General features: G+C 65.9%; 23 protein-coding genes and 2 pseudogenes. 5 read left to right on the top strand and 20 right to left on the bottom strand.

What is annotated here, in order from left to right:
* The first annotated feature begins 188 nt into the window (after nt 1-188).
* The 3 genes from ACSQ9A_RS32740 to ACSQ9A_RS32730 are packed head-to-tail and all read left to right on the top strand — an operon-like array spanning nt 189 to nt 3,242.
* Complete coding sequence (locus tag ACSQ9A_RS32740) at nt 189-1,820, top strand: Mu transposase C-terminal domain-containing protein (protein ID WP_436306978.1); 1,632 nt, start codon at nt 189-191, stop codon at nt 1,818-1,820.
* Nucleotides 1,804-2,682 (top strand): TniB family NTP-binding protein, encoded by an 879-nt coding sequence (locus ACSQ9A_RS32735; protein ID WP_436306977.1) that lies wholly within the window; start codon nt 1,804-1,806, stop codon nt 2,680-2,682. Before ACSQ9A_RS32740 ends, ACSQ9A_RS32735 begins: the two co-directional genes overlap by 17 nt.
* Nucleotides 2,683-2,714: 32 nt before the next feature.
* Complete coding sequence (locus tag ACSQ9A_RS32730) at nt 2,715-3,242, top strand: TniQ family protein (RefSeq protein WP_436307746.1); 528 nt, start codon at nt 2,715-2,717, stop codon at nt 3,240-3,242.
* Here the strand turns inward: ACSQ9A_RS32730 and ACSQ9A_RS32725 are convergent.
* The 6 genes and pseudogenes from ACSQ9A_RS32725 to ACSQ9A_RS32700 form a co-directional block, all read right to left on the bottom strand.
* Nucleotides 3,198-3,581: pseudogene (locus ACSQ9A_RS32725) on the bottom strand (tripartite tricarboxylate transporter substrate-binding protein); the annotation flags it as partial. The gene ACSQ9A_RS32730 and the pseudogene ACSQ9A_RS32725 sit on opposite strands and share 45 nt — an antisense overlap.
* Nucleotides 3,582-3,689: 108 nt before the next feature.
* The gene (eno, locus tag ACSQ9A_RS32720) at nt 3,690-4,973 is read right to left on the bottom strand and encodes a phosphopyruvate hydratase (RefSeq protein ID WP_436306976.1); all 1,284 of its coding nucleotides are present in this window, start codon (nt 4,971-4,973) and stop codon (nt 3,690-3,692) included.
* A gap of 12 nt (nt 4,974-4,985) precedes the next feature.
* The gene (gene pyk, locus ACSQ9A_RS32715; protein WP_436306975.1) at nt 4,986-6,401 is read right to left on the bottom strand and encodes a pyruvate kinase; all 1,416 of its coding nucleotides are present in this window, start codon (nt 6,399-6,401) and stop codon (nt 4,986-4,988) included.
* Between the two features lies 1 nt (nt 6,402).
* Nucleotides 6,403-7,707 (bottom strand): glycerate kinase type-2 family protein, encoded by a 1,305-nt coding sequence (locus ACSQ9A_RS32710; RefSeq protein ID WP_436306974.1) that lies wholly within the window; start codon nt 7,705-7,707, stop codon nt 6,403-6,405.
* 17 nt (nt 7,708-7,724) lie between these two features.
* Nucleotides 7,725-9,080 carry a dicarboxylate/amino acid:cation symporter gene (locus ACSQ9A_RS32705; protein WP_436306973.1) on the bottom strand — a complete coding sequence of 452 codons (1,356 nt, stop codon included), beginning with the start codon at nt 9,078-9,080 and terminating at the stop codon, nt 7,725-7,727.
* A 153-nt stretch (nt 9,081-9,233) separates the two neighbouring features.
* The gene (locus tag ACSQ9A_RS32700; RefSeq protein WP_436306972.1) at nt 9,234-10,322 is read right to left on the bottom strand and encodes a tartrate dehydrogenase; all 1,089 of its coding nucleotides are present in this window, start codon (nt 10,320-10,322) and stop codon (nt 9,234-9,236) included.
* Between the two features lie 118 nt (nt 10,323-10,440).
* On the opposite strand from ACSQ9A_RS32700, the gene ACSQ9A_RS32695 reads away from it, so the two are divergent.
* Nucleotides 10,441-11,370, top strand: a complete 930-nt coding sequence (locus tag ACSQ9A_RS32695) for a LysR substrate-binding domain-containing protein (RefSeq protein ID WP_436306971.1) — start codon at nt 10,441-10,443, stop codon at nt 11,368-11,370.
* 748 nt (nt 11,371-12,118) lie between these two features.
* On the opposite strand, the gene ACSQ9A_RS32690 is transcribed toward ACSQ9A_RS32695, so the two are convergent.
* Nucleotides 12,119-12,772, bottom strand: coding sequence for a TetR/AcrR family transcriptional regulator (locus ACSQ9A_RS32690; protein WP_436306970.1), 654 nt, complete (start codon nt 12,770-12,772; stop codon nt 12,119-12,121).
* A gap of 215 nt (nt 12,773-12,987) precedes the next feature.
* Between ACSQ9A_RS32690 and ACSQ9A_RS32685 the strand changes: the two are divergent.
* A pseudogene (locus ACSQ9A_RS32685) lies at nt 12,988-13,722 on the top strand (IS3 family transposase); the annotation flags it as partial.
* Nucleotides 13,723-13,756: 34 nt separating this feature from the next.
* Here the strand turns inward: ACSQ9A_RS32685 and ACSQ9A_RS32680 are convergent.
* The 13 genes from ACSQ9A_RS32680 to ACSQ9A_RS32620 form a co-directional block, all read right to left on the bottom strand.
* Nucleotides 13,757-14,551, bottom strand: coding sequence for a hydroxyacylglutathione hydrolase (locus ACSQ9A_RS32680; RefSeq protein ID WP_436306969.1), 795 nt, complete (start codon nt 14,549-14,551; stop codon nt 13,757-13,759).
* A 225-nt stretch (nt 14,552-14,776) separates the two neighbouring features.
* The gene (adk, locus tag ACSQ9A_RS32675; RefSeq protein WP_436306968.1) at nt 14,777-15,433 is read right to left on the bottom strand and encodes an adenylate kinase; all 657 of its coding nucleotides are present in this window, start codon (nt 15,431-15,433) and stop codon (nt 14,777-14,779) included.
* Nucleotides 15,430-15,975: an inorganic diphosphatase gene (gene ppa, locus ACSQ9A_RS32670; RefSeq protein WP_436306967.1), complete on the bottom strand. Its 546-nt coding sequence runs from the start codon at nt 15,973-15,975 to the stop codon at nt 15,430-15,432. Before ppa ends, adk begins: the two co-directional genes overlap by 4 nt.
* 114 nt (nt 15,976-16,089) lie before the next feature.
* Nucleotides 16,090-18,012: an acetate--CoA ligase gene (acs, locus tag ACSQ9A_RS32665; RefSeq protein WP_436307745.1), complete on the bottom strand. Its 1,923-nt coding sequence runs from the start codon at nt 18,010-18,012 to the stop codon at nt 16,090-16,092.
* Nucleotides 18,013-18,109: 97 nt separating this feature from the next.
* Nucleotides 18,110-19,018, bottom strand: coding sequence for an ACP S-malonyltransferase (locus ACSQ9A_RS32660; protein ID WP_436306966.1), 909 nt, complete (start codon nt 19,016-19,018; stop codon nt 18,110-18,112).
* Nucleotides 19,015-19,878 (bottom strand): triphosphoribosyl-dephospho-CoA synthase MdcB, encoded by an 864-nt coding sequence (mdcB, locus tag ACSQ9A_RS32655; RefSeq protein WP_436306965.1) that lies wholly within the window; start codon nt 19,876-19,878, stop codon nt 19,015-19,017. Before mdcB ends, ACSQ9A_RS32660 begins: the two co-directional genes overlap by 4 nt.
* The gene (gene mdcG, locus ACSQ9A_RS32650; RefSeq protein WP_436306964.1) at nt 19,875-20,555 is read right to left on the bottom strand and encodes a malonate decarboxylase holo-[acyl-carrier-protein] synthase; all 681 of its coding nucleotides are present in this window, start codon (nt 20,553-20,555) and stop codon (nt 19,875-19,877) included. Before mdcG ends, mdcB begins: the two co-directional genes overlap by 4 nt.
* A 14-nt stretch (nt 20,556-20,569) precedes the next feature.
* Nucleotides 20,570-21,271 (bottom strand): biotin-independent malonate decarboxylase subunit gamma, encoded by a 702-nt coding sequence (gene mdcE, locus ACSQ9A_RS32645; protein ID WP_436294891.1) that lies wholly within the window; start codon nt 21,269-21,271, stop codon nt 20,570-20,572.
* A gap of 14 nt (nt 21,272-21,285) precedes the next feature.
* Nucleotides 21,286-22,164: a biotin-independent malonate decarboxylase subunit beta gene (locus tag ACSQ9A_RS32640; protein ID WP_436306963.1), complete on the bottom strand. Its 879-nt coding sequence runs from the start codon at nt 22,162-22,164 to the stop codon at nt 21,286-21,288.
* Entirely contained in the window at nt 22,161-22,493 is a 333-nt protein-coding gene (gene mdcC, locus ACSQ9A_RS32635) for a malonate decarboxylase acyl carrier protein (RefSeq protein WP_436306962.1), read from the bottom strand. Before mdcC ends, ACSQ9A_RS32640 begins: the two co-directional genes overlap by 4 nt.
* Nucleotides 22,494-22,507: 14 nt before the next feature.
* Nucleotides 22,508-24,190: a malonate decarboxylase subunit alpha gene (mdcA, locus tag ACSQ9A_RS32630; protein WP_436306961.1), complete on the bottom strand. Its 1,683-nt coding sequence runs from the start codon at nt 24,188-24,190 to the stop codon at nt 22,508-22,510.
* Between the two features lie 48 nt (nt 24,191-24,238).
* Nucleotides 24,239-25,612 (bottom strand): SLC13 family permease, encoded by a 1,374-nt coding sequence (locus tag ACSQ9A_RS32625; RefSeq protein ID WP_436306960.1) that lies wholly within the window; start codon nt 25,610-25,612, stop codon nt 24,239-24,241.
* A gap of 158 nt (nt 25,613-25,770) precedes the next feature.
* Nucleotides 25,771-26,685 (bottom strand): LysR family transcriptional regulator, encoded by a 915-nt coding sequence (locus ACSQ9A_RS32620; RefSeq protein WP_436306959.1) that lies wholly within the window; start codon nt 26,683-26,685, stop codon nt 25,771-25,773.
* Between the last annotated feature and the right edge of the window lie 207 nt (nt 26,686-26,892).

The raw sequence follows: 26,892 nt of genomic DNA, 5'->3' as shown, positions 1-26,892 counted from the left end.
GGATCGTGCGAATGACTAGACGCCGTAAGTTATTGAATTTGAAGTGATTTCTTGCTTATGCGAGGCGTTCTGACTTGTTGCCGTCAGCCAACAGGCATTGCCCCAGCGGCTCCCGGTTGTTGCAAATGTCCGTGTTTGGCTCAAAGATCACGCCAATGTGCAATCTCTCCTGTGAGTGAATGCGTCGGATGGCAGCACATCCAGAACCAGCGCAGCGCGAAGTTCAAATTGCCAAGGTGTTTCGCGCGCTCGGCGACGGTCCGCTCAGCCTGAGCCAGGCGAAGGCGGCTGCGAAGCTGCTAGGTGTTTCCTGGTCGACGGTTTATCGCCTGCGCAAGCGCTTCCTGGCCGACCCGGTCGCATCGTCCCTGCGGCCGCAGGCGCCAGGGCCTTCAACGGGCGCTCGGACGCTGGCGCCCAGTGCCGAGCGCATTGTTGACGCCGTGTTGACCCAATGGCTGCCGCGACAGCGCCAGCTTGCCCATCCGATGCGAGACGTGACCATGGAGGTGCGCAGGAACTGCAAGCGAGCCGGAATCAAACCGGTCTCGCGCGCCACAGTTGCGCGCCGCTGGGAGGCGCTGCGCGCACAGCAAGCGCTCGCTCTGGCCAACGAACCCGGCGCTGCCATACCACCAGGCCACCTGATCGCCACCAAGCCGCTGGAGCTCGTTCAGATCGACCATACCCAGGCAGATCTTTTCGTCGTCGACGAGGCGACCCGCCGTGCCATCGGACGCCCATGGCTATCGGTGGCCATCGATGTGGCCAGCCGAGCCGTGGTCGGCATCTATCTCGCGATGGAACGGCCCAACGCCGCCACCGTGGCTTTGTTGCTGACCCGGGTCGCGCTTCCCAAGGCGGCTTGGCTGGCGTCGCTCGGCTTGGCTGACGTGGAGTGGCCGATGAGCGGTGTGCCACAGACGCTGCACCTGGACAACGCCGCGGAGTTCAAGAGCCGCGCTCTGCGAAGCGGCTGTCGTGAGTACGGCATCGAGTTGACTTACCGCCCTGTGCGCCGTCCGCAGTTCGGGGGACATATCGAGCGATTGAACCGCACATTGATGGACCGGTTGCGTGGCCTGCCAGGGGCTACTGTTTCAATCGAGGCAAGGCGGACGAAGAGGGTGCGTCCGCCCGAGCAAACGGCGCAGCTGACGCTGCGCGAGTTCGAGCAATGGCTCGCACTCGAGATCGCCCAGCGGTATCACCACAGTGAGCATCGGGGACTGATGGGCGCGACGCCCGCGAGCGCATGGCAGGCCCTGGCCGCCGCGCACGCTCTTCGGGCACTACCCAGCGATCCGTCCAAGCAGCTGCGCTTTCTCGTCCAGTTCCTGCCGATGGCGACGCGCACCATCCAGCATGACGGTTTGACGATCTTCTATCTGCGCTACTGGCATCCGATCTTTGCGGCTTGGCGCGAGACACGCAGCAAGGTGAGCGTGCGCTACCACCCCGAGGATCTGTCTCGACTATTCGTCAGCGCCGACGGCAAGTCTTATGTCGAAGCTCGGTTCGCCGATCTGAGGCGACCGCGCATTTCCCTCTGGGAGCAACGCATGGCGCGCAAAGCGTTAAGGGCGTCTGGCTCTCCCGACATCAGCGAAGCGCTGATCTTCAAGACGATCGAGCGACAGCGCCGGATCGTGGCGAGCGCCTCTTCTCAAACCAGGCGGATGAGCGCTGTCACCGCCTCTACCCGTCGCTCTCGGCTTCGCGACACACCCTGGCCCGAAACTGCCCCAGCCACAGGTGAGCCCAAGCCGGAGGTCGACTACAGCCAGGTGCCGGAGGAGTCGTATGTCGAAGTCTGGTGACAGCACTGCTGCCCACCTCGCGCCTGGCGTGCGGGAGATGCTGCTCCTGGACGATGAGGCACGCATCCAGTCAATGCAGCGTGATCGCTGGATCGACTACGCTCGCGCCAGCGCGGTGCTCCATCTGCTGGGCCGTCTCCTGGCCACGCCGGAGCGCGACCGGATGCCGTGCCTGCTTTTGCACGGCGAGTCGAACATCGGCAAGACGCAGATCGTACGCAAGTTCATCCGTGACCATCCGCCGAGCTTTGACGATCGGCGCGGCGTTGAGAAGCGTCAGGTCATCAGCATGCAGATGCCGCCGGTTCCGGACCAGCACCGCTTCTACAGCGCGCTTCTCTTCGAGATCGGCGCGCCCCACAACCCAAAAGCTGGCGTGTCCGTTCTGGAGGGCTTGACCCGTGCTCTGTTGCGTGCCATGAAGCCGCGCATGCTGGTCGTAGACGAAGTGCACCACCTGCTCGCTGGCAACTATCGCGAGCAACGCGCCTCGATGAACCTTCTCAAGTACCTCGCCAATGACCTGCAGATGAGCGTGGTTCTTGTCGGGACCGCTGATGCTGTCGTGGCCTTGCAAACGGATCCACAGATGAGCAGCCGGTTCTCGCCGGTGGAGTTGCCCCGCTGGAGCGAGAGCGAAGACTTCCGGCGCTTCCTGCACGCATTCGAGAAGCTATTGCCTTTGAGGCGCCCTTCGTCCCTCGCGCAGCGGGATCTGGTGCGGTTCGTGCTCGCCACCACCGGCGGACTGACCGGTGCAGTCGCGCAACTTCTGACGCTGGCCGCCGAGATCGCTATACGCGACGGCAGCGAGCGCATCGGCCTCGCGCATTTGGAAGAGGTCGCGCAGTTGGCGGCCTGAAAGCACTCCGGTACTTCGACAGGGCTACGCACGTGAGGCCGCTGCCATTTGCACCTCGTGCGTTCCCGGACGAAGCGCTGGGAAGCTGGATCGGCCGACTGGCAGCGCGTTACAGGATTGGCGTTTCGCAACTCGACGCGGACTACGAACTCGGACTCGATCTGAGCGGACCACTCGCATGGTTGTCGCCGGAGCCGATGTCTTGGGAATCACTCGAACGACTTGGCTGGCTCACACGCTCTCCGGCCGCGGCAATCTCGGCCCTGGCGGTCGAGCCAGCTCCGGTCAAAGCCAGAGGCACTTCGTACTGCCGCCGATGCGTATTCCTCAATCCGCTGGAGGTCGAGTCGCCTTATTGGAAACGGGACTGGCTCTTGCCGACGGCATCCGTCTGTCCGATCCACAAGGAGCGTCTGACTGTATTGCCTGCCGCACGGGTCAGAGGAAGCGCCAACATGCTGAAACTGATTCGAACAGTCAGCAGGCATGAGCAGATGCTGAAAGAGAAGGGCCGTCGAGGCGGCATTGGCATCAACTATGGGCCTATTGGCAGGATCTAAGAGCCACAACAGCAGCTTCTTGTAGACGCTGGTGGCGATGGTGTGATGCACGGCGCCCATGAGCAAGGTGTAGCCGTCCGCCTTCGCCTTGGCGACGTAGTCCGCGCCGACCGTCGCGCCCGCGCCCGGCTTGCTCTCGACGACCACCGGCTGGCCAAGGCTTTGCGACAGCGGCGTGGTGATCGCGCGGGCCAGTGCGTCCGAGCTGCCGCCGGGCGGAAACGGCACGATCAGTGTGATCGGCTTCGCGGGCCAGGCCTGCGCGGCGGCGAGCGATGCGGCGAAGCCGAAAGCGATGGCGGTCAGGGCGGTGCGGGGGCGGAATGCGGAAGTCTTCATGATGGTTGTCTCCTTGTGGGTGTGAAGCGACTGTAGGTAGCCGCGAGGTGTTCAATGCGGGCCGAAAGTGAATCCGGCGTTAACTTGAATTCAACGGTGCAGGCGAGCTCAGCGAAGGGATCGGATGGCCGCACGCCCGGCGAACACGGCATCGCGTCCGAGCTCCGCCTCGATGAGGAGCAGGCGGTTGTACTTGGCCATGCGATCCGAGCGGCACAGCGAGCCGGTCTTGATCTGCGTCGCGGCGGTGCACACGCTCAGGTCGGCGATGGTGGTGTCTTCGGTTTCGCCCGAGCGGTGCGAGATCACTGCGGAGTACCCGGCCTTGTCGGCCATGGCGATGGCGGCGAGCGTCTCGGTCAGCGTGCCGATCTGGTTCGGCTTGATGAGGATCGAGTTGGCCGCGCCGCGCGCGATGCCCTGCTGCAGGATCTCGGTGTTGGTGACGAAGAGGTCGTCGCCGACGAGTTGCACGCGCCGGCCGAGTTTCGCCGTCAGCAGTTCCCACCCATCCCAATCGTCTTCGGCCATGCCGTCTTCGATGGTCACGATGGGATAGGCATCGACCCAGCGCGCCAGGTAGTCGACGAAGCGAGCCGAGTCGAAGCGCCTGGACTCCGAGGCCAGTTCGTACTGCCCGCCCTTGTGGAACTCGGAACTCGCAACGTCCAGGCCCAGGGCAATGTCCGCTCCGGCCTTGAACCCTGCCTGTTCGATCGCAGCCAGGATGATCTCGATGGCCGCCTCGTTCGATGGCAGGTCGGGTGCGAAGCCGCCTTCGTCACCCACCGCGGTCGACATGCCCCTGCTCTTGAGCAGACCCTTCAGCGTGTGGAAGACCTCGACGCCCCAGCGCATCGCTTCGCAGAAGCTGGGCGCGCCCACCGGCACGATCATGAATTCCTGCATGTCGACGTTGTTGTCGGCGTGGGCGCCGCCGTTGATGATGTTCATCATCGGCAGCGGGAGCACCGGCTTGCGTTCTCCGCCGATGTGGCGATAGAGCGCCACGCCGCTGGAGGCCGCCGCGGCCTTGGCGGCCGCGAGCGACACCGCGAGGATCGCGTTCGCACCCAGTCGCGACTTGGACGAGCTTCCGTCGAGCTCGATCATCAGGCGGTCGAGTGCGCCCTGGTCTTCGGCGGCGCGCCCGACCAGCGCCCGGCTCAGCTCGCCGTTGACGTGACCGACCGCCTGGGTGACGCCCTTGCCGAGGTAGCGTTTCGGGTCGCCGTCGCGCAGCTCGATGGCTTCCCGGGCGCCGGTCGAGGCGCCGGAGGGTGAGGCGGCGAAGCCCCTTGCGCCGTCGGACAGGACAACCTCGGCGGCCACGGTGGGATTGCCGCGAGAGTCCAGGATCTCGAAGCCGCGGATGTGTTGGATCGATGCCATGTCTGCTCCCGTTCAGATCTGCGCGATGCGCAGCAGGTTGGTGGTGCCGGAGGTGCCGAAGGGCATGCCGGCCGAGATCACGATGGTTTGCCCCGCAGCGCCGAAGCCTTCCTTCAGCGCGGTGCGGCAGGCGAGCTCGCTCATCTCCGGCACGTCCACCACTTCGTGGCACAGCACGGCGTGGACGCCCCACGCGAGCGCCAGGCGCCGCGCCGTGGCGAGCCGGGGCGTCATGCCGATGATGGGCGCGCGCGGCCGCTCGCGGGCCATGCGCAGCGCCGAGTAGCCCGAGCTGGTGTAGGCGACGGTGGCCGCCGCGTTGAGCAGGCCCGTGATGTCGCGCATCGCGCAGCCGATGGCGTCGGCCGTGCGCGCGAGCGGCTCGGCGCGCGAGGAATCGATCGCGGTGCGGTAGTTCGGATCGCTCTCGGTGTGCGCGATGATGCTGCTCATCATCTTCACCGCCTCGACCGGATAGCGTCCGCTGGCCGATTCCGCCGACAGCATGACCGCGTCGGCGCCTTCGTAGATCGCGGTCGCCACGTCCGAGGCCTCGGCCCGCGTGGGCACCGGCGCGCTGACCATCGACTCGAGCATCTGGGTGGCGACGATCACCGGTTTGCCGGCCCGCCGGCAGGCGCGGATGATCCGCTTCTGGATCGAGGGGACCTGCTCGGCAGGCATCTCGACGCCGAGGTCGCCGCGGGCGACCATCACCGCATCCGTCTCGGCCACGATGGCATCGAGCGACGCAATGGCGGCCGGCTTTTCGAGCTTGGCCACGATCCCGGCGCGCGCGCCGATGATGGCGCGGGCTTCGGTGATGTCTTCCGCGCGCTGCACGAACGACAGCGCGACCCAGTCGATGCCCAGCGTGAGCCCGTAGTCCAGGTCGGCGCGGTCTTTCGCGGTCATGGCGGAAAGCGGCAGCACCACGCCGGGGACGTTCACGCCCTTGCGGTCCGACAGCTTGCCGCCGTTCACCACGCGGGTCTCGGCGAAATCGCGGCCGTACTTCTGCACCCGCAGTCGCAGCCGGCCGTCGTCCAGCAGCAGGTCGGTGCCCGTTTCGAGCGCCGCGAAGATCTCGGGGTGCGGCAGTGCGACGCGCGCCGCGCTGCCGGGCGTCTTCGTGTCCAGGTCGAGCCGGAAGGTGTTGCCTTCGACCAGTTCGACAGGGCCATCGGGGAAGGTGCCGATGCGCAGCTTGGGCCCTTGCAGGTCGAGCAGTACGCCGATGGGGCGCCCGCTCTCGCGCTCGACTTCGCGGATCAGATCGAGGCGCCGCTTGTGGTCTTCGTGCGTGCCGTGGCTGAAGTTGAGCCGGAACACATCGGCGCCGGCATCGAACAACGCCTGGATGGTCTGCCGCTCGTCGCTTGCGGGGCCGAGGGTCGCGACGATCTTCGCGTGCTTTTCTCTTCGCATCTCAGTTTCTCCTATGGACGCGCTCGGTGCTGCCGGGACCGGCAGCGATCACGATCGCGCGAAAGTCGTTCACGTTGGTCAGCGTCGGACCAGTGACCACCGAGTCGCCGAGCGCCTCGAAGAAGCCGTGGCCGTCGTTGTCGTCGAGGCGCTCGCGCGGCCTCAGGCCCTGCGCGCGTGCGCGGGCCAGCGTGTCGGGCGCCAGCAGCGCGCCGGCAATCTCTTCCTGGCCATCGACCCCGTCGGTATCGCCGGCGAGCGCGTGGATGCCGGGCTCGCCGTTCAACGCAATGCCCAGAGCCAGCAGGAACTCGACGTTGCGCCCGCCGCGACCGCGTCCGCGCAGCGTCACGGTGGTCTCCCCGCCGGACAGCAGCACGCACGGCGCCGCCACCGGCTGGCCGTGCCGTGCCGCCTGCAGCGCGATGCCGGCCAGCGTCCGCGCCACCTCGCGCGCCTCGCCTTCGATCGCATCGCCGAGGATGCAGGCCTCGAGACCCGCGTCGCGGGCGACAGCCGCCGCGGCCTCCAGCGCCATCTGCGGGGTCGCGATGAAGCGGGTTTCGATGGAAGGCAGGCGCGGATCGTCCGCCTTCGGCGTCTCGCCCTCGCCGGTTTCGAGCAGCGCAAGGGCCCGTGACGGCACCTCGATCTCGTAGCGACGAAGGATTTCCAGCGCGTCTGCGCAGGTGCTGCGGTCGGGCACGGTGGGCCCGGAGGCAATGTCGATGGGGTCGTCGCCCGGCACGTCGGACAGCAGCAGGTTGAGCACGCGCGCCGGATGGCATGCCGCGGCCAGCCGTCCGCCCTTGATGGCCGAAAGGTGGCGCCGCACGCAGTTCATCTCGCCGATGCTGGCTCCGCTGGCGAGCAGGGCCCGGTTGAGCGCCTGCTTGTCTTCCAGCGTGAGGCCCGGCAGCGCCAGCGGCAACAGCGAAGAGCCGCCACCGGAGATCAGGCACAGCACCAGGTCGTCGCTCGTGAGGCCCCGGACCGTCTCCAGCATGCGGGCTGCCGCGCGCTCGCCCGCCGCATCGGGCACCGGATGCGCGGCCTCGACGATCTCGATGCGCTCGCAGAGCACGGCGTAGCCGTAGCGCGTCACCACCAGGCCGCCGAGCGGCCCGTGCCAGTGCGCTTCCACGGCCCGGGCCATCGCGGCCGAGGCCTTGCCGGCGCCGATCACCACCAGCCGGCCCTTGGGCGGCGCCGGCAGGTGGCGCGGCACGCACAGCGCGGGCTGGGCAGCGGCGATCGCGGCGTCGAACATGGCGCGCAGCACGTTGCGGATGTCTGCGGGATTCATGGTGGCAGCCTGCGGGTTCAGGCCGCGATCCGCGCGCCGCCGAGCTCGACGCGAATCGGCTTGACGTTGTTCGCCTCGTCGTCGTCCCCTTCGTACAGCTCGTCCAGGTTCTCTGGATCGCTCTTGCCGTCCAGCACCTGCGTCAGGCGATCGCGGTCCACCGCGCCGACCCAGCGGGCGATCGCGATGGTGCCGACCGCGTTGCCGATGGTGTTGGTGATGGCCCGTGCTTCCGACATGAAGCGGTCGACGCCGAGCAGCAGCACCATGCCGGCGACCGGGATCTTGCCCATCGAGGCGAGCGTGGCGGCGAGCGTGATGAAGCCGGATCCGGTGACCCCCGCGGAGCCCTTGGAGGTCAGCAGCAGCACGCCCAGCACCACCAGCTGATCGGTCATCGTCAAGGGCGTGTTGGTGGCCTGCGCGATGAAGATCGCGGCCATCGTGTAGTAGATGCACTGGCCATCCGGGTTGAAGGTGAGGCCGGCCGGAACGACCAGGCCGACCACCGGCTTCGAGACGCCGGCGTGCTCCAGCTTGCGCATCAGCTGCGGCACCACGGATTCGGATGAGCTGGTGCCCAGCACCGTGAAGAGCTCGTCCTTGATGTACTTGAGGAACTTCCACAGGCTGAACCCCGACATCCGCGCGATGATGCCGAGCACGATGGCGACGAACAGGAAGCAGGTGATGTACATCGTCCCCATCAGCTTGCCCAGCGAGACGACCGAGCCCAGGCCGTACTTGCCGACGGTGAATGCCATCGCGCCGAAGGCTGCCAGCGGCGCCAGCCGCATGATCATTCCGACCACCGAGAACACGCCGTGCGTGAACGAGTCGAGGAAGTCCACCACCGGCTTGGCGCGCGGCCCGATGTGGGACAGCGCGACGCCGAACATGGTGGCGAAGACCAGGATCTGCAGGATGTCGTTGCGGGCCAGCGCATCGACGACGCTGGTCGGCACCAGGTGCATGAGGAAGTCGATGAAGCCGTCGGACTTGGCGCCGGCGGCGGTGTAGCCGGCGATGGCCTTGGTGTCGAGCTGCGTCGGGTCGATGTTCATGCCCTTGCCGGGGCCGACGACATTGACCACCACCAGGCCGAGTGCCAGCGCGAAGGTCGACAGGATCTCGAAATAGATCAGGGCCCGGACGCCGACGCGACCGAGCTCCTTCATGTTCTCCATCCGGGCGATGCCGAGCACCACGGTGGCGAAGATGATCGGTGCGAACACCATCTTGATCAGCTTGATGAAGACGTCGCCCAACGGCTTGAAGTCGCTGCCGATGTGGGGGACGAAGAAGCCGAGGGCCGCACCGGCGAACACGCCGACGAGCACCTGGACGTACAGCTTTCCGAAGAAGCGGCGCATGGTTTGTCTCCTGGTGGATGTGTGGGCACGAGTTCGTCCCTGCGGCGCTTGGCGGCCGCTTCAGGCTGAGAGGCGGCGCGTACCGCGCGGCCCCTCGGTTCAGCTAAAGGGAAAGCCCGGCCGCCGGCCGCCGGCGGCCGGGGTCAGGGGCCGTCAGGCCGCCTTGCGTTGCGCGCTGCCGGCCACCTGGTCGCACACGGCCTGGGTGACTTGAGCGGTCGTTGCCGTGCCGCCCAGGTCGCGCGTGTGCAGCGACTTGTCGGCAGTGACTTTCTCGATGGCCTGCATGACGCGCTTCGCGGCATCGGTCTCGCCGAGATGCTCCAGCAGCATCACGACCGACCAGAAGGTGCCGACCGGGTTGGCGAGGCCCTTGCCCATGATGTCGAAGGCCGAGCCGTGGATCGGCTCGAACATCGACGGATAGCGGTGCTCCGGATCGATGTTGCCGGTGGGTGCGATGCCCAGGCTGCCGGCCAGCGCGGCGGCGAGGTCGCTCAGGATGTCGGCGTGCAGGTTGGTCGCGACGATGGTGTCGAGCGACGCCGGGTTGTTGATCATGCGGGCCGTCGATGCATCGACGAGTTCCTTGTCCCACTTGACGTCCGGGAACTCCTTGGAGATCTGCAGCGCGATCTCGTCCCACATGACCATCGCATGGCGCTGGGCATTGCTCTTGGTGATGACGGTCAGCAGCTTGCGGGGCCGCGACTGCGCCAGCTTGAAGGCGAAGCGCATGATGCGCTCGACGCCGGCGCGGGTCATCATCGACACGTCGGTGGCGGCCTCGATCGGATGGCCCTGGTGCACGCGGCCGCCGACGCCGGAGTATTCGCCTTCGGAGTTCTCGCGCACGATGACCCAGTTGAGGTCGTCCGGGCCGCAGCGCTTGAGCGGGCCGTCGATGCCGGGAAGGATGCGCGTCGGGCGTACGTTGGCGTACTGGTCGAAGCCCTGGCAGATCTTCAGGCGCAGGCCCCAGAGGGTGATGTGATCGGGGATGTGCGGGTCGCCGGCCGAGCCGAACAGGATCGCGTCCTTGTCGCGAATGGCGTTCAGGCCGTCGTCCGGCATCATCACGCCGTGCTCGCGGAAGTAGTCGCCGCCCCAGTCGAAGTTCTCGAACTCGAACTTGAAGCTGCTGCCGGCAGAGGCCAGGGCTTCCAGCACTTGCTGGCCGGCGGGCACGACTTCCTTGCCGATGCCGTCGCCGGGAATGGTTGCGATCTTGTACGTCTTCATGGGGTTGTCTCCGAGGGGGTGGTGTTGAAGGGGTAGGGGTACTGTAAGAATTCGACACCCCATCGGAGCGGCGCTAAAGTGAATCCATTGTTAACCTGAGTTCAACAGTGGAGCGACCATGACCAGTGCAATCCTGCCGGCGGACCTGGGCTTTTTTTCCACCCTCGCCGGTGCCGGAAGTCTCAGCGCCGCGGCGCGGGAACTCGGTGTCACCACGCCCGCGGTGAGCAAGCATCTGGCGCTGATGGAGTCGCGCGTCGGGGTGTCGCTGGTCAATCGCTCGACGCGCCGCATGAGCCTAACGCCCGAAGGCGAGGTGTACCTCGAGCACGCGCGGCGGATCCTCGGCGACATCGACGGCATGGAGGAACTGCTCGGAACGTCCAGGGCGACGCCGAAAGGCCTGCTGCGGGTGAATGCCACGCTGGGCTTCGGGCGCAGCCACGTGGCGCCGCTGATCTCGCGGTTCGTGCGCAAGTATCCGGAGGTCGAGGTGCAGCTGCAGTTGTCGGTCAACCCTCCGGCGCCGACCGAAGACCTATTCGATGTCTGCGTGCGATTCGGCGCACCGCCGGACAGCCGCGTCATTGCCAGGCGCATCGCGGCCAACCGCCGCCTGCTGTGCGCGGCGCCGGCCTATCTGGCCAGGCATGGCATCCCGAAGGTTCCGAACGACCTGACGAAGCACAACTGCATCGGCATCCGCCAGGGCGAGGAAGCCTACGGCGTCTGGCGGCTGGCGAGCGGGAGAGGCCGCAGTGCGAACACCGAAGCGGTCAAGACGCGCGGGAACCTGGCGACCAACGATGGCGAGATCGCGGTCAACTGGGCGCTCGACGGCCACGGGATCCTGATGCGGGCCGAGTGGGACATCGAACGCTATCTTCGCAACGGCCGGCTGGTGCCGGTCCTGCCGCAGTACTTCACGCCCGATGCCGACATCTACGCGGTGTACCCGCAGCGGCACCAACTGGCCGCGCGGGTCCGGGCCTTCGTGGACTTCTTGGCGTTGTCATTCACTCAGCAGGCGGCGGGCGCGAAAACGTAGCCTGTGTAGAAAAAGCCCGGGGCCCGCAAGTCCGGAGCGCAATGTCAGCTGCACGGAGCTAAGCCGACCAAGTCAGTGGCTCGACGAAAGTCTGCAGCTGGCTGAATCCGGCGGTTGGCCGATTCTGCCCTGCCCAGCTGGGACTCTCAGCTGGGCGTCGCTCGCATGAGGCTTCATCAGCGGGGGGTCGAACGAGCGTCAGCGGGCGGGAGTCGACGACCAAGGCAAAGTCCAGTGAAGCGAAAGGCAAGGTCCACTGACGTTCCGCACTTGCTCGGCAAGTTGGGCGCTGTCGATCGACGCCCATGATGGCTCCGCCGACCGTTTGCGCATCAAGGTGTTAGGCGCCGGTTCCGCAAGCTACCTTGAACCCGCTGTTCCGCTGTTCACCACACTTTGAATATGTCGGCGGGTTTTTCACCCATAGATTGAATTTTCCGGTTGCCCGACCGCATGACCTGGTCGCGGGTTGGCTGGCGCTGCCGACGGCCGCTTTCCGGCAATCATGATGTCCGCTGGCGGAATGGGCCCCTCAGCTGACGTCCGACGCCTCGGTTGCCCGCGCCCGGCCTTCGATACGGCTTCGACGTGGATGCACGCGCCTTGCGCTTGGATCACAACCGCCGCTGCTCGGAATTCCGCGGCCAAGGCCGGCTGACAACTTTGATGACGATCTGCCATGCCATGGCCAGTGAACTACCGCATTGGCAGCCGGCGATCTCGCAAAAACTTCTCGACCATCTATTAACTACGAAATGTCGCGCGAGTGGTTATTCGGTTTTTCGCTGGCGATGCTGCGAACAAGCCGAAGCAAGGAAGGCCGCAGAATTCGCGCCTCGAAGTCGCGGCGCGGTATCGCGAGTTGAGCCATGATGAGCCCGCCAAGAGAATTCAACACGAAAGCATAGTCCAAATCTGGATCAGTGGATCCAAGCTTCAGAAAGCTATTCCGCGTCAGACTGGCATCTATCTTTCCCCATTTCACGAGTACGCCACGCAACGCTTCGTCGCGCGCCCCGGCAAGCGTCAGTCCTGTGATGGCCATGCCCATGGCACGGTCATTAACCATATATTTAATGTTGTGCTCCGCAAGAACAGTGGCGAACTGATCGGCATCGTCCGCGCATTGCTCGAGCTTAGGAGTGATGAGAGCAAGGTGGTTTGCAATTCGACGGCAGACATCTTCAGCGACCGCGCACATCAAGGCGCTTCGGGAGCCGAAGTAATAGTTGATCGCCCCATGACTTGCATTGGCTTCGACTGAAACAGTGCGCAAAGTTACAGCATGATGCCCGTCACGAACCAATACGCGAAGCGCCGCTGCAATCAAGTCCTTGTGACGCTGACATCCACGCGCGCTTAGCGGCAAAGCTGGTTCACTGAGTTCAGCAAAGGCGCTCACGGAAGCCTCAATGAGTCGTTTGGACCATCAGCTTAGCAGAAGAAAACGCACGACCATCGGGCCCAAGTGTGGAGATTTAGTTGAAAGCAAACCGTGTTTAAAGATATCCAGATATTGAATCACCCGGATCCTGTGAAGGCTCAACACTTTGAGTGGTTTGAGCCACGAAGAAGTCGAACAAGTTCTCACCCGAGGTCCGTGAGCGCGCGGTGAGGATGGTGCAGGAACACCGTGGAGAGCACCCGGCTGCGATCGAATCGATTGCACCGAGATCGGCTGCGTGCCGCATACCCTGCATGAATGAGTCAAGCGCGACGAGGTTGATTCCGGCGTGCGCGAAGGGTCACGACCAGCGCGGCCCAGCGGAGGAAGGAACTCGAGCGCGAGGCCAAGGAGCTGCGCCGGACTAACGAGATCCTTAAACTGGCGAGCGCGTTTTTCGCCATCGACAAGCATCGCGACACCTTCGGGATCGAACCGATCTGCAAGATCTGCACATAGCCCTGTCGGGCTATCGGCGCCGCGCGGCGCTGCTGCTCGAGCCGCACAGGCGCCGCGCCAGAGCGCAACGCGACGATGACCTCGCGCCAGAGATATACAGGTCTGGCAGGCCAACATGCAGGTTCATGGCGCCGACAAGGTATGGAGGCAACTGGCGTGAGGGCACTGCGGCGGCGCGCTGCACAGTCAAGCGGCTGAGGCGGCGGCTGTGGCTGCGAGGCGTGATGCGCGGCAAGGTGGTGAAGACCACGATCAGCGATGCCGAAACCATGCACGCTGGATCCGGTCAACCGGCAGTTCTGCGCGCAGCGCCCGAATCAACTGTGGGTCAGCGATTTCACGTACGTGTCACGTGGCAGGGCTGGCTAACGTGGCCTTCGTGAATCGATGAGTTCGCCCGTCGCCTTGTGGGCTGGCGGGTCAGCAGCTCGATGCGCACGGACTTCGTGGATGCCGAAGCGCAGACGCAGGCGCAGTAGTTAGCTAGCGCCATGTATTGCGCAGCTCGCGAAGTTTGACGAACACGGTTTTCGGATCCGGCTTTTCGGGCAGGTCGGGAAAGGCCTCGCGAAGCGCCGCAATGACACTCGGGCTCGACAGGCGCAGGAAGGTGTTGATCTGCTTTTCTTCCGCCAGCGTGGTGACGCGCACGGTCGCGGGATCGTGGCCGGCCACTTCGGGCAGCAGCGCCTTGGCGGCAGCGTTGTCGGCTTCGCGCGCGAGCGTGAAGCGCAGGTTGTTCTCGATGTAGTCGTGGCCCGGGTAGACGCGCGTCTCGGCGGGCAGCTTCGCCAGCTGCTCGACGAAGGTGGTGTAGAGATCTTCCGCGTTGCCTCCGTTGTGGCAGTTGCCCGCGCCGGCGTTGAACAGCGTATCGCCGGAGAACAGCGCCGGCTGCTCGGTGTGGGAGCGCAGGCAGATGTGGCACATGGTGTGGCCGGGCGTGTCCATGCATTCGAGCTCGACGGTCTTGCCGACCTTGATCACGTCGCCGGCCTTGACGCCGCGATCCACGCCTTCGATGCGAGAACCTGCCCGATGGTGCGCAATCACCTTGGCGCGGGTCGCAGCGACGACGGCTGCATTGCCGCCCGTGTGATCGTGATGCTCGTGCGTGTTAAGGATCTGCGTGATCTGCCAACCCTTCTCCTTGGCGGCGGCCAGGCATTTCTGGTGGTCCAGGGGATCGATGGCGAGAGCCTCGCCGCTCTCGGGGCAAACGATCAGGTAGTTGTAGTTGCGATAGGCATTGCCGGTCCAGATGCGCTCGACGATCATGCGTTGCTCCAGGTGTCAGATACGAATGGCACTTTACTTAAGGCCCATGGCGTTGAAGGCAGGGGCGTAAGTCGCTAAATTTGAAGAGAAGGGGAGGTTGCTGGCAAAGGGATTGATAGGTGGCTGTTACAAAGCTCCCAAACCATCTTTCGAAAAAAAAGGGCCAGCCACCAAGAATCGTAACGCCCGCAGCGCTGTGCAAGTTCGGACAGAGCTGCTGCGTAATCAGTCATTGAGCGCCGCCCGAACTAAGGACATGGTCCGGTCGACCGTGCCGACGCCGCTGATGGCGCGGTACTTCGGCGCTGCGGCCGGGTCCGCCTTGGCCCAGGCCGAGTAGTAGTCGACCAACGGCCGGGTCTGCTGGCTGTAGACCTCGAGCCGCTTGCGCACGGTTTCTTCCTTGTCGTCCTCGCGCTGGATCAGGTCTTCGCCCGTGAGGTCGTCCTTGCCTTCGGTCTTCGGCGGGTTGAACTTGACGTGGTAGATGCGCCCCGACGCCGGATGCGAGCGGCGCCCGCTCATGCGTTCGATGATGTCGGCAAAAGGCACGTCGATCTCGAGCACGTAGTCGATCTTGACGCCCGCCGAGCGCATGGCCTCGGCTTGCGGAATGGTGCGCGGGAAGCCGTCGAACAGAAAGCCCTGGGTGCAGTCCGGCAGCGCGATGCGTTCCTTGACGAGGTTGATGATCAGGTCGTCGCTCACCAGGGCGCCGGCATCCATCACGGCCTTGGCCTGGAGCCCGAGCGGTGTGCCGGCCTTGACGGCGGCGCGCAGCATGTCGCCGGTCGAGATTTGAGGAATGCCGTATTTCTGGCAAATGAAGGCTGCCTGCGTGCCTTTGCCTGCCCCGGGGGCGCCCAACAGCATCAGTCTCATGGCGTCTCCGGCATGCGTTGGACGTTTCGGGAAATGCCGTCCATGATTTCCTTCCTGGCGGCATCGATGCCTTCCCAGCCCAGCACCTTGACCCACTTGCCGGCTTCGAGGTCCTTGTAGTGCTCGAAGAAGTGCGTGATGGCCTTCAGGCGCATCGGGTTCACGTCCTCGACCTTCTTCCAGTGGCTGTAGATCGGCAGCACCTTGTCAGTGGGCACGGCCAGCACCTTGCCGTCGACGCCGGCCTCGTCTTCCATCATCAGGATGCCGATCGGCCGGCACGGCACCACCACGCCGGGCACCAGCGCCCAGGGGGTGATGACCAGCACGTCGACCGGATCGCCGTCGCCCGAGAGCGTCTGCGGCACATAGCCGTAGTTGGTCGGGTAGTGCATCGCGGTCGTCATGAAGCGGTCGACGAAGATCGCGCCCGATTCCTTGTCGACCTCGTACTTGATCGGGTCGGCATTCATCGGGATCTCGATGATGACGTTGAAGGCTTCAGGAGCGTCTTTGCCTGGGGAGACTTTGTCGAAGGGCATGGGATGTTGATTGATGGTTGGCGAACTTCCACGCAGGATCAAGGTGAACTCGCGGGCATTTTGTCTAGAGGTACATCGGTCGGGCCGAAGGCCACATCGACCGTCTTAGTTCCCTCAGTTCCTCGTGGCCAACTGCTCCAGAATCGCCGGGTTCTCCAGCGTCGACGTGTCCTGCGTGATGGTCTCGCCCTTGGCGACCGAGCGCAGCAGTCTGCGCATGATCTTGCCGCTGCGCGTCTTCGGCAGGTTGTCACCGAAGCGGATGTCCTTGGGCTTGGCGATCGGGCCGATCTCCTTGCCCACCCAGTTGCGCAGTTCATTGGCGATCTTCTTCGCCTCCTCACCGCTCGGGCGGGGACCCTTCAGCACGACGAAGGCACAGATCGCCTCGCCCGTGGTTTCGTCGGGCCGGCCGACCACCGCGGCTTCCGCCACCAGATCGGTGCAAGACACCAGCGCAGATTCGATCTCCATCGTGCCCATCCGATGGCCCGAGACGTTGAGCACATCGTCGATGCGGCCGGTGATCGTGAAGTAACCCGTCGTTGCATCGCGGATGGCGCCATCGCCAGCGAGGTAGTAGCCCTTGAGCTCGGGTGGGTAGTAGCTCGCCTTGAAGCGCTCCGGGTCGCCCCAGATCGTACGGATCATGCTTGGCCAGGGCTTCTTGACCACCAGGATGCCTCCCTGGCCGTTGGGCACGTCGGCGCCCGTCTCGTCGACGATTGCCGCGGCAATGCCCGGGAAGGGCAGGGTGCAGGAGCCCGGGACCAGCGGCGTCGCGCCCGGCAGCGGCGTGATCATGTGGCCGCCGGTCTCGGTCTGCCAGAACGTGTCGACGATCGGGCAGCGGCCGCCGCCGATGTGCTGGTGGAACCACTCCCAGGCAGCGGGATTGATCGGCTCACCGACCGAGCCCAGGATGCGCAGGCTCGACAGGTCGTAGCGCTTCGGATGCACCGCCTCGTCAGCCTCAGCTGCCTTGATCAGCGAGCGGATGGCAGTGGGCGCGGTGTAGAACACGCTGACCTTGTGGTCCTGGATCATCTTCCAGAAGCGGCCTGCGTCGGGATAGGTGGGCACGCCCTCGAACACGACCTCGGTTGCGCCCAGCGCGAGCGGGCCGTAGGCGATGTAGGTGTGGCCAGTGACCCAGCCGATGTCGGCGGTGCACCAGAACACATCGTCGTCCTTCAGGTCGAAGGTCCACTTCGTGGTCAACGCCGCGTGCAGCAGGTACCCGCCGCTGGAATGCTGCACGCCCTTGGGCTTGCCGGTCGAGCCTGAGGTGTACAGCACGAACAGCGGATGCTCGGCGCTCACCCATTCGGGCTCGCAGGTCTCGGCCTGGTTCTGCATCTCCTCGTGCAGCCAGCGGTCACGCGACAGATCCCAGGCGATCTTGCCGCCTGTGCGACGGTAGACGATGACGTCTTTCACCGCCTCGCAGCCGCCCAACGCGATGGCATCGTCGACGATGGCCTTGAGCGGCAGCTGTTTGCCGCCGCGCAGCTGCTCGTCGGCGGTGATGACCATCACTGCGCCGACATCCTGGATGCGGTCGCGCAGGCTCTGCGCCGAGAAGCCGCCGAAGACCACCGAATGCGTGGCTCCGATGCGCGCGCAGGCCTGCATCGCGACCACCCCCTCGATGCTCATCGACATGTAAATGACCACGCGGTCGCCCTTCTTGACGCCGCGCGCCTTCAGCGCATTGGCCATGCGGCAGGTGCGCGCCAGCAGCTCGCGGTAGCTGACGCGCATCACCTGCCCGTCATCCGCCTCGAAGATGATCGCCGTCTTGTTGCCCAGGCCGCGCTCGACCTGACGATCGAGGCAGTTGTACGAGACGTTCAGCGTGCCATCCTCGAACCATTCAAAGAACGGCGCCCGGCTGTCGTCGAGCCCCTTGGTGAACGGCGTCTTCCAGATCAGGAACTCGCGCGCGAGGCGCGACCAGTAGGCGCTGTGATCGGCATCGGCCTCGGCCACCAGCTTGTCGTAGGCCGCTATGCCGGGCACATGGGCGTCCTTCATATCTGGGACTGGAATCGGATGGGTCTTTGTTTCGTTCTCGTTCACGGCAGATCTCCTGTGTAGCCTTGAGCTAAGACGTCCAACGGACGGGGTTGATTCATCGGTCCGCATGGCTGTTCAGCCAGGTAGCGACCGCTGGAGCACTGCGAAAGTCATCGCAGGCGCGAGCCGGAACGGTCGGGTAGCGCTGATTCCACATGCGCGCAAGCGCCTGGCCCGGGCCGATCTCCAGCACGCAGCGTATGTGTCGTGCCATGACGTTTTCCATGCATTCGTCCCAACGAACCGTCGTGGCGATCTGGGCGGCCAGCGCGACGCGTGCAGACCTTGCGTCCCGGATGCGGTCCGCTGCATTGCTGAACAGGGCGACTCGTGGCGCATGGAACGAAGCGTTCTCAAGCGTGCGCGCAAAGCTGTCAGCCGCCTCGCGCATCCACGGCGTATGGGATGCCACATTGACGCGCAACCGCGTGCACTGTGCACCTTCGAGCAAGACCATTCGCTCCGCCTGTACCAATGCAGCCATCGGTCCGCCGAGGATCACGCTGTCCTCGCCGTTGCGGATGGCGAGTGCGAGGCCGGTTGCCGCGCGAAGTCTTTCCACTGCGGAAATGGAAAGACTGGTGACGGCCAGCAGTCCGCCGGGGGCACTCGCCGCACATTCATCCATGGCCTGGGCCCGCCGCTGTGCAAGCTCGATGGTTGAATCGGGAGCGAGCACGCCCGCCGCGCTGAAGGCTGCCAGTTCTCCTACGCTGTAGCCCGCTATCGCGGCGGGTGGCGCCACGAAGGGCGCCAGTTGATTCCACGCTGCCAGTTCGAGGCCGGTCAGCAGAGTCTGCGCGTTGTCGTTGCGTTCGGCCCAGCCAGGATCGGCCAGCGCTGCGCGCCAGTCCTTGACACCGAGGCGCGCTCGCATGTCGCGCACGATTGGATCGTCGGCAATCCACGGCAGCATCGCCGGGTGCTGATTGCCTTGGCCGGAGAACAGCAGCGCGAAGCTCATGGACCTCCACACACACGCGTGATCCAGCATGCTGCGGCGAGCGTGTCTGCCGCGCCTCCGGGCGACAGGCGCCGCGCCACGAATTCGTCGGCAATTGCATGCGCCTCCTGAAGTCCGGTGGGCCGAGCGACACCTCCGCGATCCAGAAACTCTCGCGCAGCGCGCTGTGCGTAGCGCAATCCGGCGAGGCCGCCGCGATGCGCGAGGTTGCTGTCGTCCAGGACGGCCATGATGTGGAACAACGCGTCGAGCCGTGCCTGTTGCGGTGTCAGGCCGCGGACCGTTGCCGCCGTCAGCGCCGGCAGCGCCGTATCGAAAAGCACCGGAAAGGCGAGTGCCGCCTCTTCGGAGGCGCTTCGCAGGCCATGGCGCCGCGCGGCAATGCCGCCGGGCAGTGTGGGCGGTCGCCGGCTGCGGCTGGCCAGCGCATCGCCCCAATGCCGGCGTAGTGCACCACGCAGCTGATCCGGCTGCAGTGCGACGCCATCTTGGCGCAGGGCCGCACCGGCCGCGGCGCACAACAGGCCGAGCATGAAGATCGCGCCGCGGTGCGTGTTGACGCCGTCGGTAGCGGCGAGCATGCGTGCCTCCGCAGCGATGCCGCACCGCTCCAGCACGGCGAAACCCGCGCCGCAAGCGCCCGCTTCGGCGATCTGCGCGAAGTAGCGTCGCAGCGAGAATAGGCTGCGCATGAAGGTGTGCGCGTCCATGTCGTCGTGGCTGCCGCGGTCGGTCAATGTCACCAGGCCCGGCTTGGGCGCCAGCGACAGCTCGTCATACAGCGCAAGCGTGGCCGCGCGCCCGATCGCCGCGCACGTGAGCCGCGGATCCGGTTGCAATGAAAGCGCAACGGTCGTCATTCGTCCAACTCCGGCAATGCGACACGTTGGCACCATGCGGTGTCGCGCTGCAGGGTCACGCCGTCCATTCGCTTGACCATCACGGCGCGCGTGCGTCCAGCGCGCCACTCGATCCATTCGCGCCACGCGACTGCCGCCCCATCGCTGAAGACGAGTTCACCATCCAGCCTAGGCTGCGTTGAGCCGGACTGAAGCACATGCGCAACCGCATCCGCGTGTGCCGCCCCACCGACGCTGACCGCCAGATCGAGGTCGGAGTCCGGCCGCACGTGATCGAGACCGCTGATCGCTTGCCAGCCGTAGCTTCCGAAGACGCGCGCTGCCGCATGGCACGCGTCGAGCTCGTCACCAAGATCGCTCACCGCGCGTCGCGCCGACGGCGGCAGCAGCCCTTGGATTTCGGCAAGGCGCGGGAACTCGTCAAGGCCAAGCACCGCAGCGCGCGACACCTGCAGCGCCAGCCGACGCTTTTCCCAACGCTCAGGCGACGGCAGACCCAGTGCGATCCATCCGTTGGCGGCGGCGTCGATTGACTGACGTGTCACCACCAGCGGCAGTCGATGCGTCGCCCAATGCGTCAGGCAGTCGCGCGCATGCCTGTCCCAGGGCCGGGCGAGGACGGCGGACCACCCAGCCTCCGAGAGCCGGGCGAGTTGGTGGCGGCGCAGGAAGACCATGGCGCTTGCGACGGTCAGGCGGCGTCCAGCACCCGCTGCACGACGGCGGCGGCAAGCTGGCGTCCACCGCGCTCGGCGCCGTCCTGCGCGCGCCGATCTTGCGTCGGCGTATGGGCCAGCGCATCGTGCAGCGCGGCCTGCAAGTCTCCCTCCCACAGCGCACGCACGCCCCCCATCGCCACGTAGTTCCGCACGCCCGGTGCGAATACCGGGTTGGACTTCGACAACGCCGTGAGCTTGTCCTCTGGCAGCTTGGTCACGCGCGCCATGGCGGGAATACGCATCACCCGGATCTCGGCATCCGGCAGCGCGTAGCAGGCGTCGGCAATCAACCCCGAGGTGATGAAGCCGCCGGAGAGGGCTTGGTCGTACACCAGGCCGATCACGCGGTGGCCGCGGCGCCGCGCCAGGTCGATGCTCGCGCCGAGGTGCGCCATCGCACGGTTGATGCCGAGCAATTCATCGCGTCGGCGCAGTTGCTGACCCTGGGTGTCGATCAGCAGCAGGATCGGCCGACCTGCGTGCTGCGTGATGGTGTCGAGCACCACTCGGGCCTGCGCAAGCGCGAGACGGACCCCGATCGGCGCATGATTTGTGGTGCCGATCACTGTGAGCGGTTCGCCTTCGAATATCACCTCGCCCTGTAGAAAGTCGCCGTCCGCGCGCATGCCGTGGTAGGAGCCGAAGAGCTGGGTGACAAGGGAATTCCATTGCATGTGATGCGCCTCGGTTAGTAAGCGCGCAGCGCGCGCACGGCTTCCACCGGAAGCTCCGGGACCCGCTGCGCGTCGGCGATGCCGAGTGCGCTCCAGAGCAGCGTCGCTTCATCGCGGCCGACCGTGTCAGAGGGCAGTGCGTGCAGGCGCGCCGTGAGCAACGCGTGCTCCTCCTCCAGCGCCGCGAGGGTCAATGGCTTCGACGCATCGATCGCCGCGACAGCCGCCGCGCGGAATTCCGCGACGTCATCCTCGACCAGCGCGTCGCAGTCACCGGTCAGCCAGCGGTGCTTGCCGCCGGTCGTGCGCCAGACCAGCGCACGGTCGCGCGAATCGAATTCCTCCACGCCGTGGGATGCCTCGATCACCTCGGGCCCCGACATCGCCAGGCGCCCGGCATCGCTCATCACGACGTGGTCGGCACAGCGCGCCACGATGCCCATGCCGCCGAAGCAGCCGTTGGCGCCGCCGATCAGCACGATCACCGGGATGCCGGCGGCACGCACGTCGAGCAGTGCGCGCATGACTTCCGACACCGCAATAAGCCCCGCGTTGGCCTCATGCAATCGCACGCCGCCCGATTCGGCCAGCAACAGCACCGCGGCCGGCCGGTCGCGCAGGGCGCGCTGCAGCAGGCCGACCAGTTTGGCGCCGTGGACCTCGCCGACGCCGCCGCCCATGAACGCGCCTTCCTGCGCGGCCACGAAGACCTCGTGGCCGTCGAGCGTCGCGCGGCCGATCGCCACGCCGTCGTCGAAGGCCGATGGCACGCCGAGCTGCGCCAGGTGCGGGCTGGTGACCCGCTCGGCAGGCGGCAGCCACTCGTGAAAGCTTTCCGGGTCGAGCAGCAACGCAAGCCGCTCGCGCGCCGAGCATTCGGCATAGCTGATCATGGCTTGCCTCCGGTGATCTCGGCTACGGCCTGGTCGAGCCGCAGGCTCACCACCGCGGGCGTGGCGCCCATGTCGTTGATCGAGACGCGCACGCCGGCCAGCGGATGGCGCGCGTGGAAGTCGTTCATCACGGCCTGCCAGATCGGCCCGAAGCCGCGCGCCGAGGTCTCGACACGCACGGCGCAGTCGTTGCCGTCGGCGGCCTCGAGCATCACCTCGAGGTTGCCGGAGCCGACGACGCCGACCAGCACGGGCGGGAAGGTGCCGGCCGGTCGGCCGCCGGGGAAGGAAAAGTCCAGGGTTTCGAGCCCTGCGGGAACATCGCTCATGGTCGGATCTCCTGCTACCAGTTTCTGAAGCGCTTGGGCGGTTGGTACAGCCCGCCCGAGGCGCGCACCAGGTCGCGCATGCTGCGTGCGGCCAGCAGGTTGCGCGTGGCCTGGCGGGGGTCGATGCCCAGATCCTGCGGCCGGCGGATCACGCCGCGGTCGCGCAGGTTCTCCACTGCGCGCCGGTCGCGCGCCAGGCCCACCGCGGTGTAGCCGGCCACGCCGCGGATCGCCTGCTCGCGCTCCGCGTCGCTGCGGCACAGCAGGAGGTTGGCGATGCCTTCCTCGGTGAGGATGTGCGACACGTCGTCGCCGTAGATCATGATCGGCGGCAGGTCCATGCCGGCCTGCTCCTGCAGCGTCCAGGCGTCGAGCCTGTCGACGAAGGCCGGCTGCATGTGCTCGCGGAAGGTCTCGACCATCTGCACGACCAGCTTCTGTCCGCGCGGCGTGCCGGCCGCGCCGCTGCGTCCGGCACGCGCCTCGCGCCCGGCCTTGAGCCAGGCCGGGCTGGCATGGCGCCGGCCGCGCGCATCGGCGCCCATGTTGGGCGCACCGCCGAAGCCTGCGATGCGGCCCAGTGTCGCGGTGGAGCTGTTGCCGTCGAGGTCGATCTGCAAGGTCGAGCCGATGAACATGTCGCAGGCGTAGTGGCCCGCCGCCTGGCAGAACGCCCGGTTGCTGCGCAGGCTGCCGTCCGGGCCGGTGAAGAACACGTCGGAGCGCGCGCGGATGTAGTCCTCCATGCCCAGCTCGGAGCCGAAGGAGTGAACCGATTCGACCCAACCGGCCTCAATCGCCGGGATCAGTGCCGGATGCGGGTTCAACGCCCAGTGCTTGCCGATCTTGCCCTTGAGGCCGAGAGACTCGGCATAGGTCGGCAGCAGCAGCTCGATGGCCGCGGTGTCGAAGCCGATGCCGTGGTTCAGGCGCTGCACGCCGTACTCGGCATAGATGCCCTTGATCGCCATCATCGCCATCAGCACCTGGACCTCGCTGATCTGCGCCGGGTCGCGCGTGAACAGCGGTTCGATGAAATTGGGGCGCGGCGCCTTCACGACGAAGCTCACCCAGTCGGCCGGGATGTCGATGCGCGGCAGCGTCGTGGTCTTGCCGTCCACCCATTCGTTGACCTGGGCGATCACGATGCCGCCCGAGAACGCCGTGGCCTCGACGATGGCCGGCGTGTCTTCGGTGTTCGGACCGGTGTAGAGATTGCCTTCGGCGTCGGCCGCCTGCGCCGCCACCAGCGCGACCTTGGGCGTCAGGTCGACGAAGTAGCGCGCGAACAACTCGAGGTAGGTGTGGATCGCGCCGATCTCGATGCGCCCGGCCGACACCAGCTTGGCCAGGCGCGCACCTTGCGGTCCTGAGAAGCTGAAGTCCAGCCGGGCTGCCACGCCGTTCTCGAAGATGTCGAGGTGTTCGGGCAGCGCCAGTACCGACTGCACCATGTGCAGGCCATGGACGCGCTGCGGATCGACCTGCACCAGCGCCTGCGCCAGGAAGTCGGCCTGTTTCTGGTTGTTGCCTTCGAGGCAGACGCGGTCGCCGGGCGAGAGCACCGCTTCGAGCAGGGTGGCGATCGCTTGCGTTTCGACGCGCTTGCCGGCGAGCCGAGTTCCGAGTGCAGAGGCCGCGCGCGCCAGCCGGGCGGCGCGGTCGTCGGCTTTGGAGGTCCAGGATCTGGAGTTCATGGGAGTCCGATGGGGTTGAATGATGTCGGCCGAATGAGAGGCGCCGTCTCACAGCACCACGAAGAGCAGCCATACCACCACGGGGGCCGTCAGGGTCACGATGGCGCCGTACACCATCAGCTGCCGGAAGAACACGTCGCGGTCCACGCCCTTGGCGTTGGCGAGCACCAGCGCGCCATTGGTCGAGAACGGACTGACGTCGACGATGGTCGAGGACACGGCCATCGCCGCGATGAAGCCGACCGCGCTCACGCCAGCATCGCCCTGCAGGAACGGCACCGCCAGCGGGATCAGCGAGCCCAGCACCGCAGTCGACGAGGCGAAGGCCGAGACCACGGCGCCGACGAAGCACAAGAGCAATGCGGCCACCATGGGCGAGGTGAGGCCGGCCACGCTGTGGCCGACGAAATCGATGGTGCCCATCTTGTCCATCACGCCCACGTAGGTGCTGACACCCACGATCAGCATGATCTCCGGCCACGACACCTGGCCCAGGGCGCGCTTCTGCAGGTTGGGCGCCATCAGCGTCAGCAAGAGGCCGATGGTGATCGAGACGAAGCCGATGTCCTGCTTGAAGAACAGGGTCAGCACGGCCAGCGCCAGCAGGCCCAGCACGGTGACGATCTGGTAGAGGCGCGAACCCTGGTCGGCCGGGACCGCCGGCGCCGCGTCCATGAGCGACTCGCCAGCCGCAGTCGCGACGCGGCGCTCTTCGGCGAACGATTCGGCCTCCGCATCGCCGAACACCTGCGCTCCGCCCTGTGCATGCGCCGTGCGGCGCGTTGCCGGCACTGCGCCGGTCACGTCGGCCTTCTGGCGCAGCAGCTTCATGCCGCCCATGAGGAAGAACAGCAGCAGCGACACGGACAGGTTGACGCCGAGGCTTGCCAGCATCGTCGCGATCTCGTTGAGCGGCAGGCCGGCCTTGGCGACGATCTTGTTGGTGATGCCGCCGTAGATGCTGATCGGCGAGAAGCCGCCGCCTTGCGCGCCGTGCACGACCATGAGCCCCATGAGCAGCGGATTGATGCCGTACTTGGCGGCAAAGCCGAGCGCGATCGGCGCGATGATGGCCACCGCCGCGGGGCTGACCGCACCCACCGAAGTGAGCAGCGCGGCGATGAAGAACATGATCCAAGGAATCGCGGCGATGCGCCCGCGCACCGCGCGCACCGCCAGCTTGACGAGCCAATCGATGGTGCCGTTGTTCTGCGCCAGCGCGAACAGGTAGGTGATGCCGACCAGGGTGAGGAACAGGTCGGCGGGGAAGCCGCCCATGATCGCCTTGGCGTTCATGCCGGCCACCAGCGTGCCGACCAGGAATGCACCGACGAAGGCGATCACGCCCATGTTGATCGGCAGCACCGTGGCGAGCACGAACATGCCCACCAGTGCGTAAATCGAGATCCAATGAGAAGTCATCAATGCGTCTCCGGGTTTTTGGGTTCGACGCATCGGGCTGTGCATCTGGATGCGTAAGGTACGCACCCCCTCCGGGACGATCAATGAAGCTGTCGCGTCGATCCTTACGCGAAGTGAAACGATCGAGGGTTAACCCGAGTCACGCCGTTGTCGCGTGCTCAGCCGAGTTCGGCTCTTGCAAGGCGGCACACCGCCAGCAACGCGAGCAGGTTGGGATCGCGCTCGCGCGTGCGCAGGAAATTGAGCGCAATCGTCTGGCGCATCAGGTACCTGGGCTGCAGCGGGATCAATTGCACGTTCTGCGGCATGACGCCGCGCACACGGCCCGGCAACAGCGTGTAGCCGACGCCCCCGCTTACCAGGTTCATCAGGGAGAAGATGTCGCCCGTCTTCATCACCACGTTCGGTGTGAAGCCGGCAACGCGAAACGACTCCATAAAGCCGCTGTAGGTGACGAAGCCTTCGCTCAGGCTCACGAAGCGCTCGCCGGCGCAGGCGCTCAGGTCGACCTCCTTCTGCGCTGAATAAGGAGAGTCCACTGGTGCGGCGAACTGGATATCGTCCTGGAACAGCGGCTCCGATTCGACGTCGGAAGCATCTTCGGGGATCGCCATGAGGGCGGCATCGATCGCGCCTTCCCGAAGCTTCTGCAGCAGGTCGGCATTGGACCCGAGGACGAGCTCGGTGTGCAATTCCGGCTTGCGCAGTTTCATTCCCATGATCAGCTGCGGCACCGTGCGACTCGTCAGAGAATAGAGAGAGCCGATGCGGATCCGATCGGCCGAGTAGCCGGCGACTTCTCGCGTAGCGCGGATGCCCGCGGACATCGTGCGAAGCACCTCGCGTGCCACCTCCGCCAGCGCATGAGCGGCTTCAGTCGGGTGCAGGTTGCGGCCTTCGTGCCGGAACAGCGCGCAGCGCAGCCCGGTTTCCAGCGAATGCAGGGCGCGGTGCACGCTGACGGCGCTGATCTCAAGCTTTTCGGCCGCGCGGGCGAGATTGCCGGTCTCCATGAAGGCCAGGAGGATCTCGAGTTTGCGGAAAGTGATCTCTTCGTCGACGCGGAGGAGCATGGGCGGCTTACGGATGGAAGCCAATCGTAACTCTGAGCTCGGTTCTCAACTTACCTTGCTTTTTTGCAGTTAGTTTGAACTCGTCTTGGCAGGGCGGAGCCAGCCGCGAGCCTTACGACGGCGAGCCTGACCCAAAGCCTCCTCCACCGCCGTCCGTGCCGCAGGGGACCTCGAGCCAAATGCCAGGAGGAGAGAGTGATAGGCGGG

The organism is Variovorax sp. LjRoot290 (assembly GCF_964253985.1).
Lineage (GTDB): Bacteria > Pseudomonadota > Gammaproteobacteria > Burkholderiales > Burkholderiaceae_C > Variovorax.
Note: the sequence above shows the minus strand (reverse complement) of the source record. Positions and strands in the feature narration are given on the sequence as shown.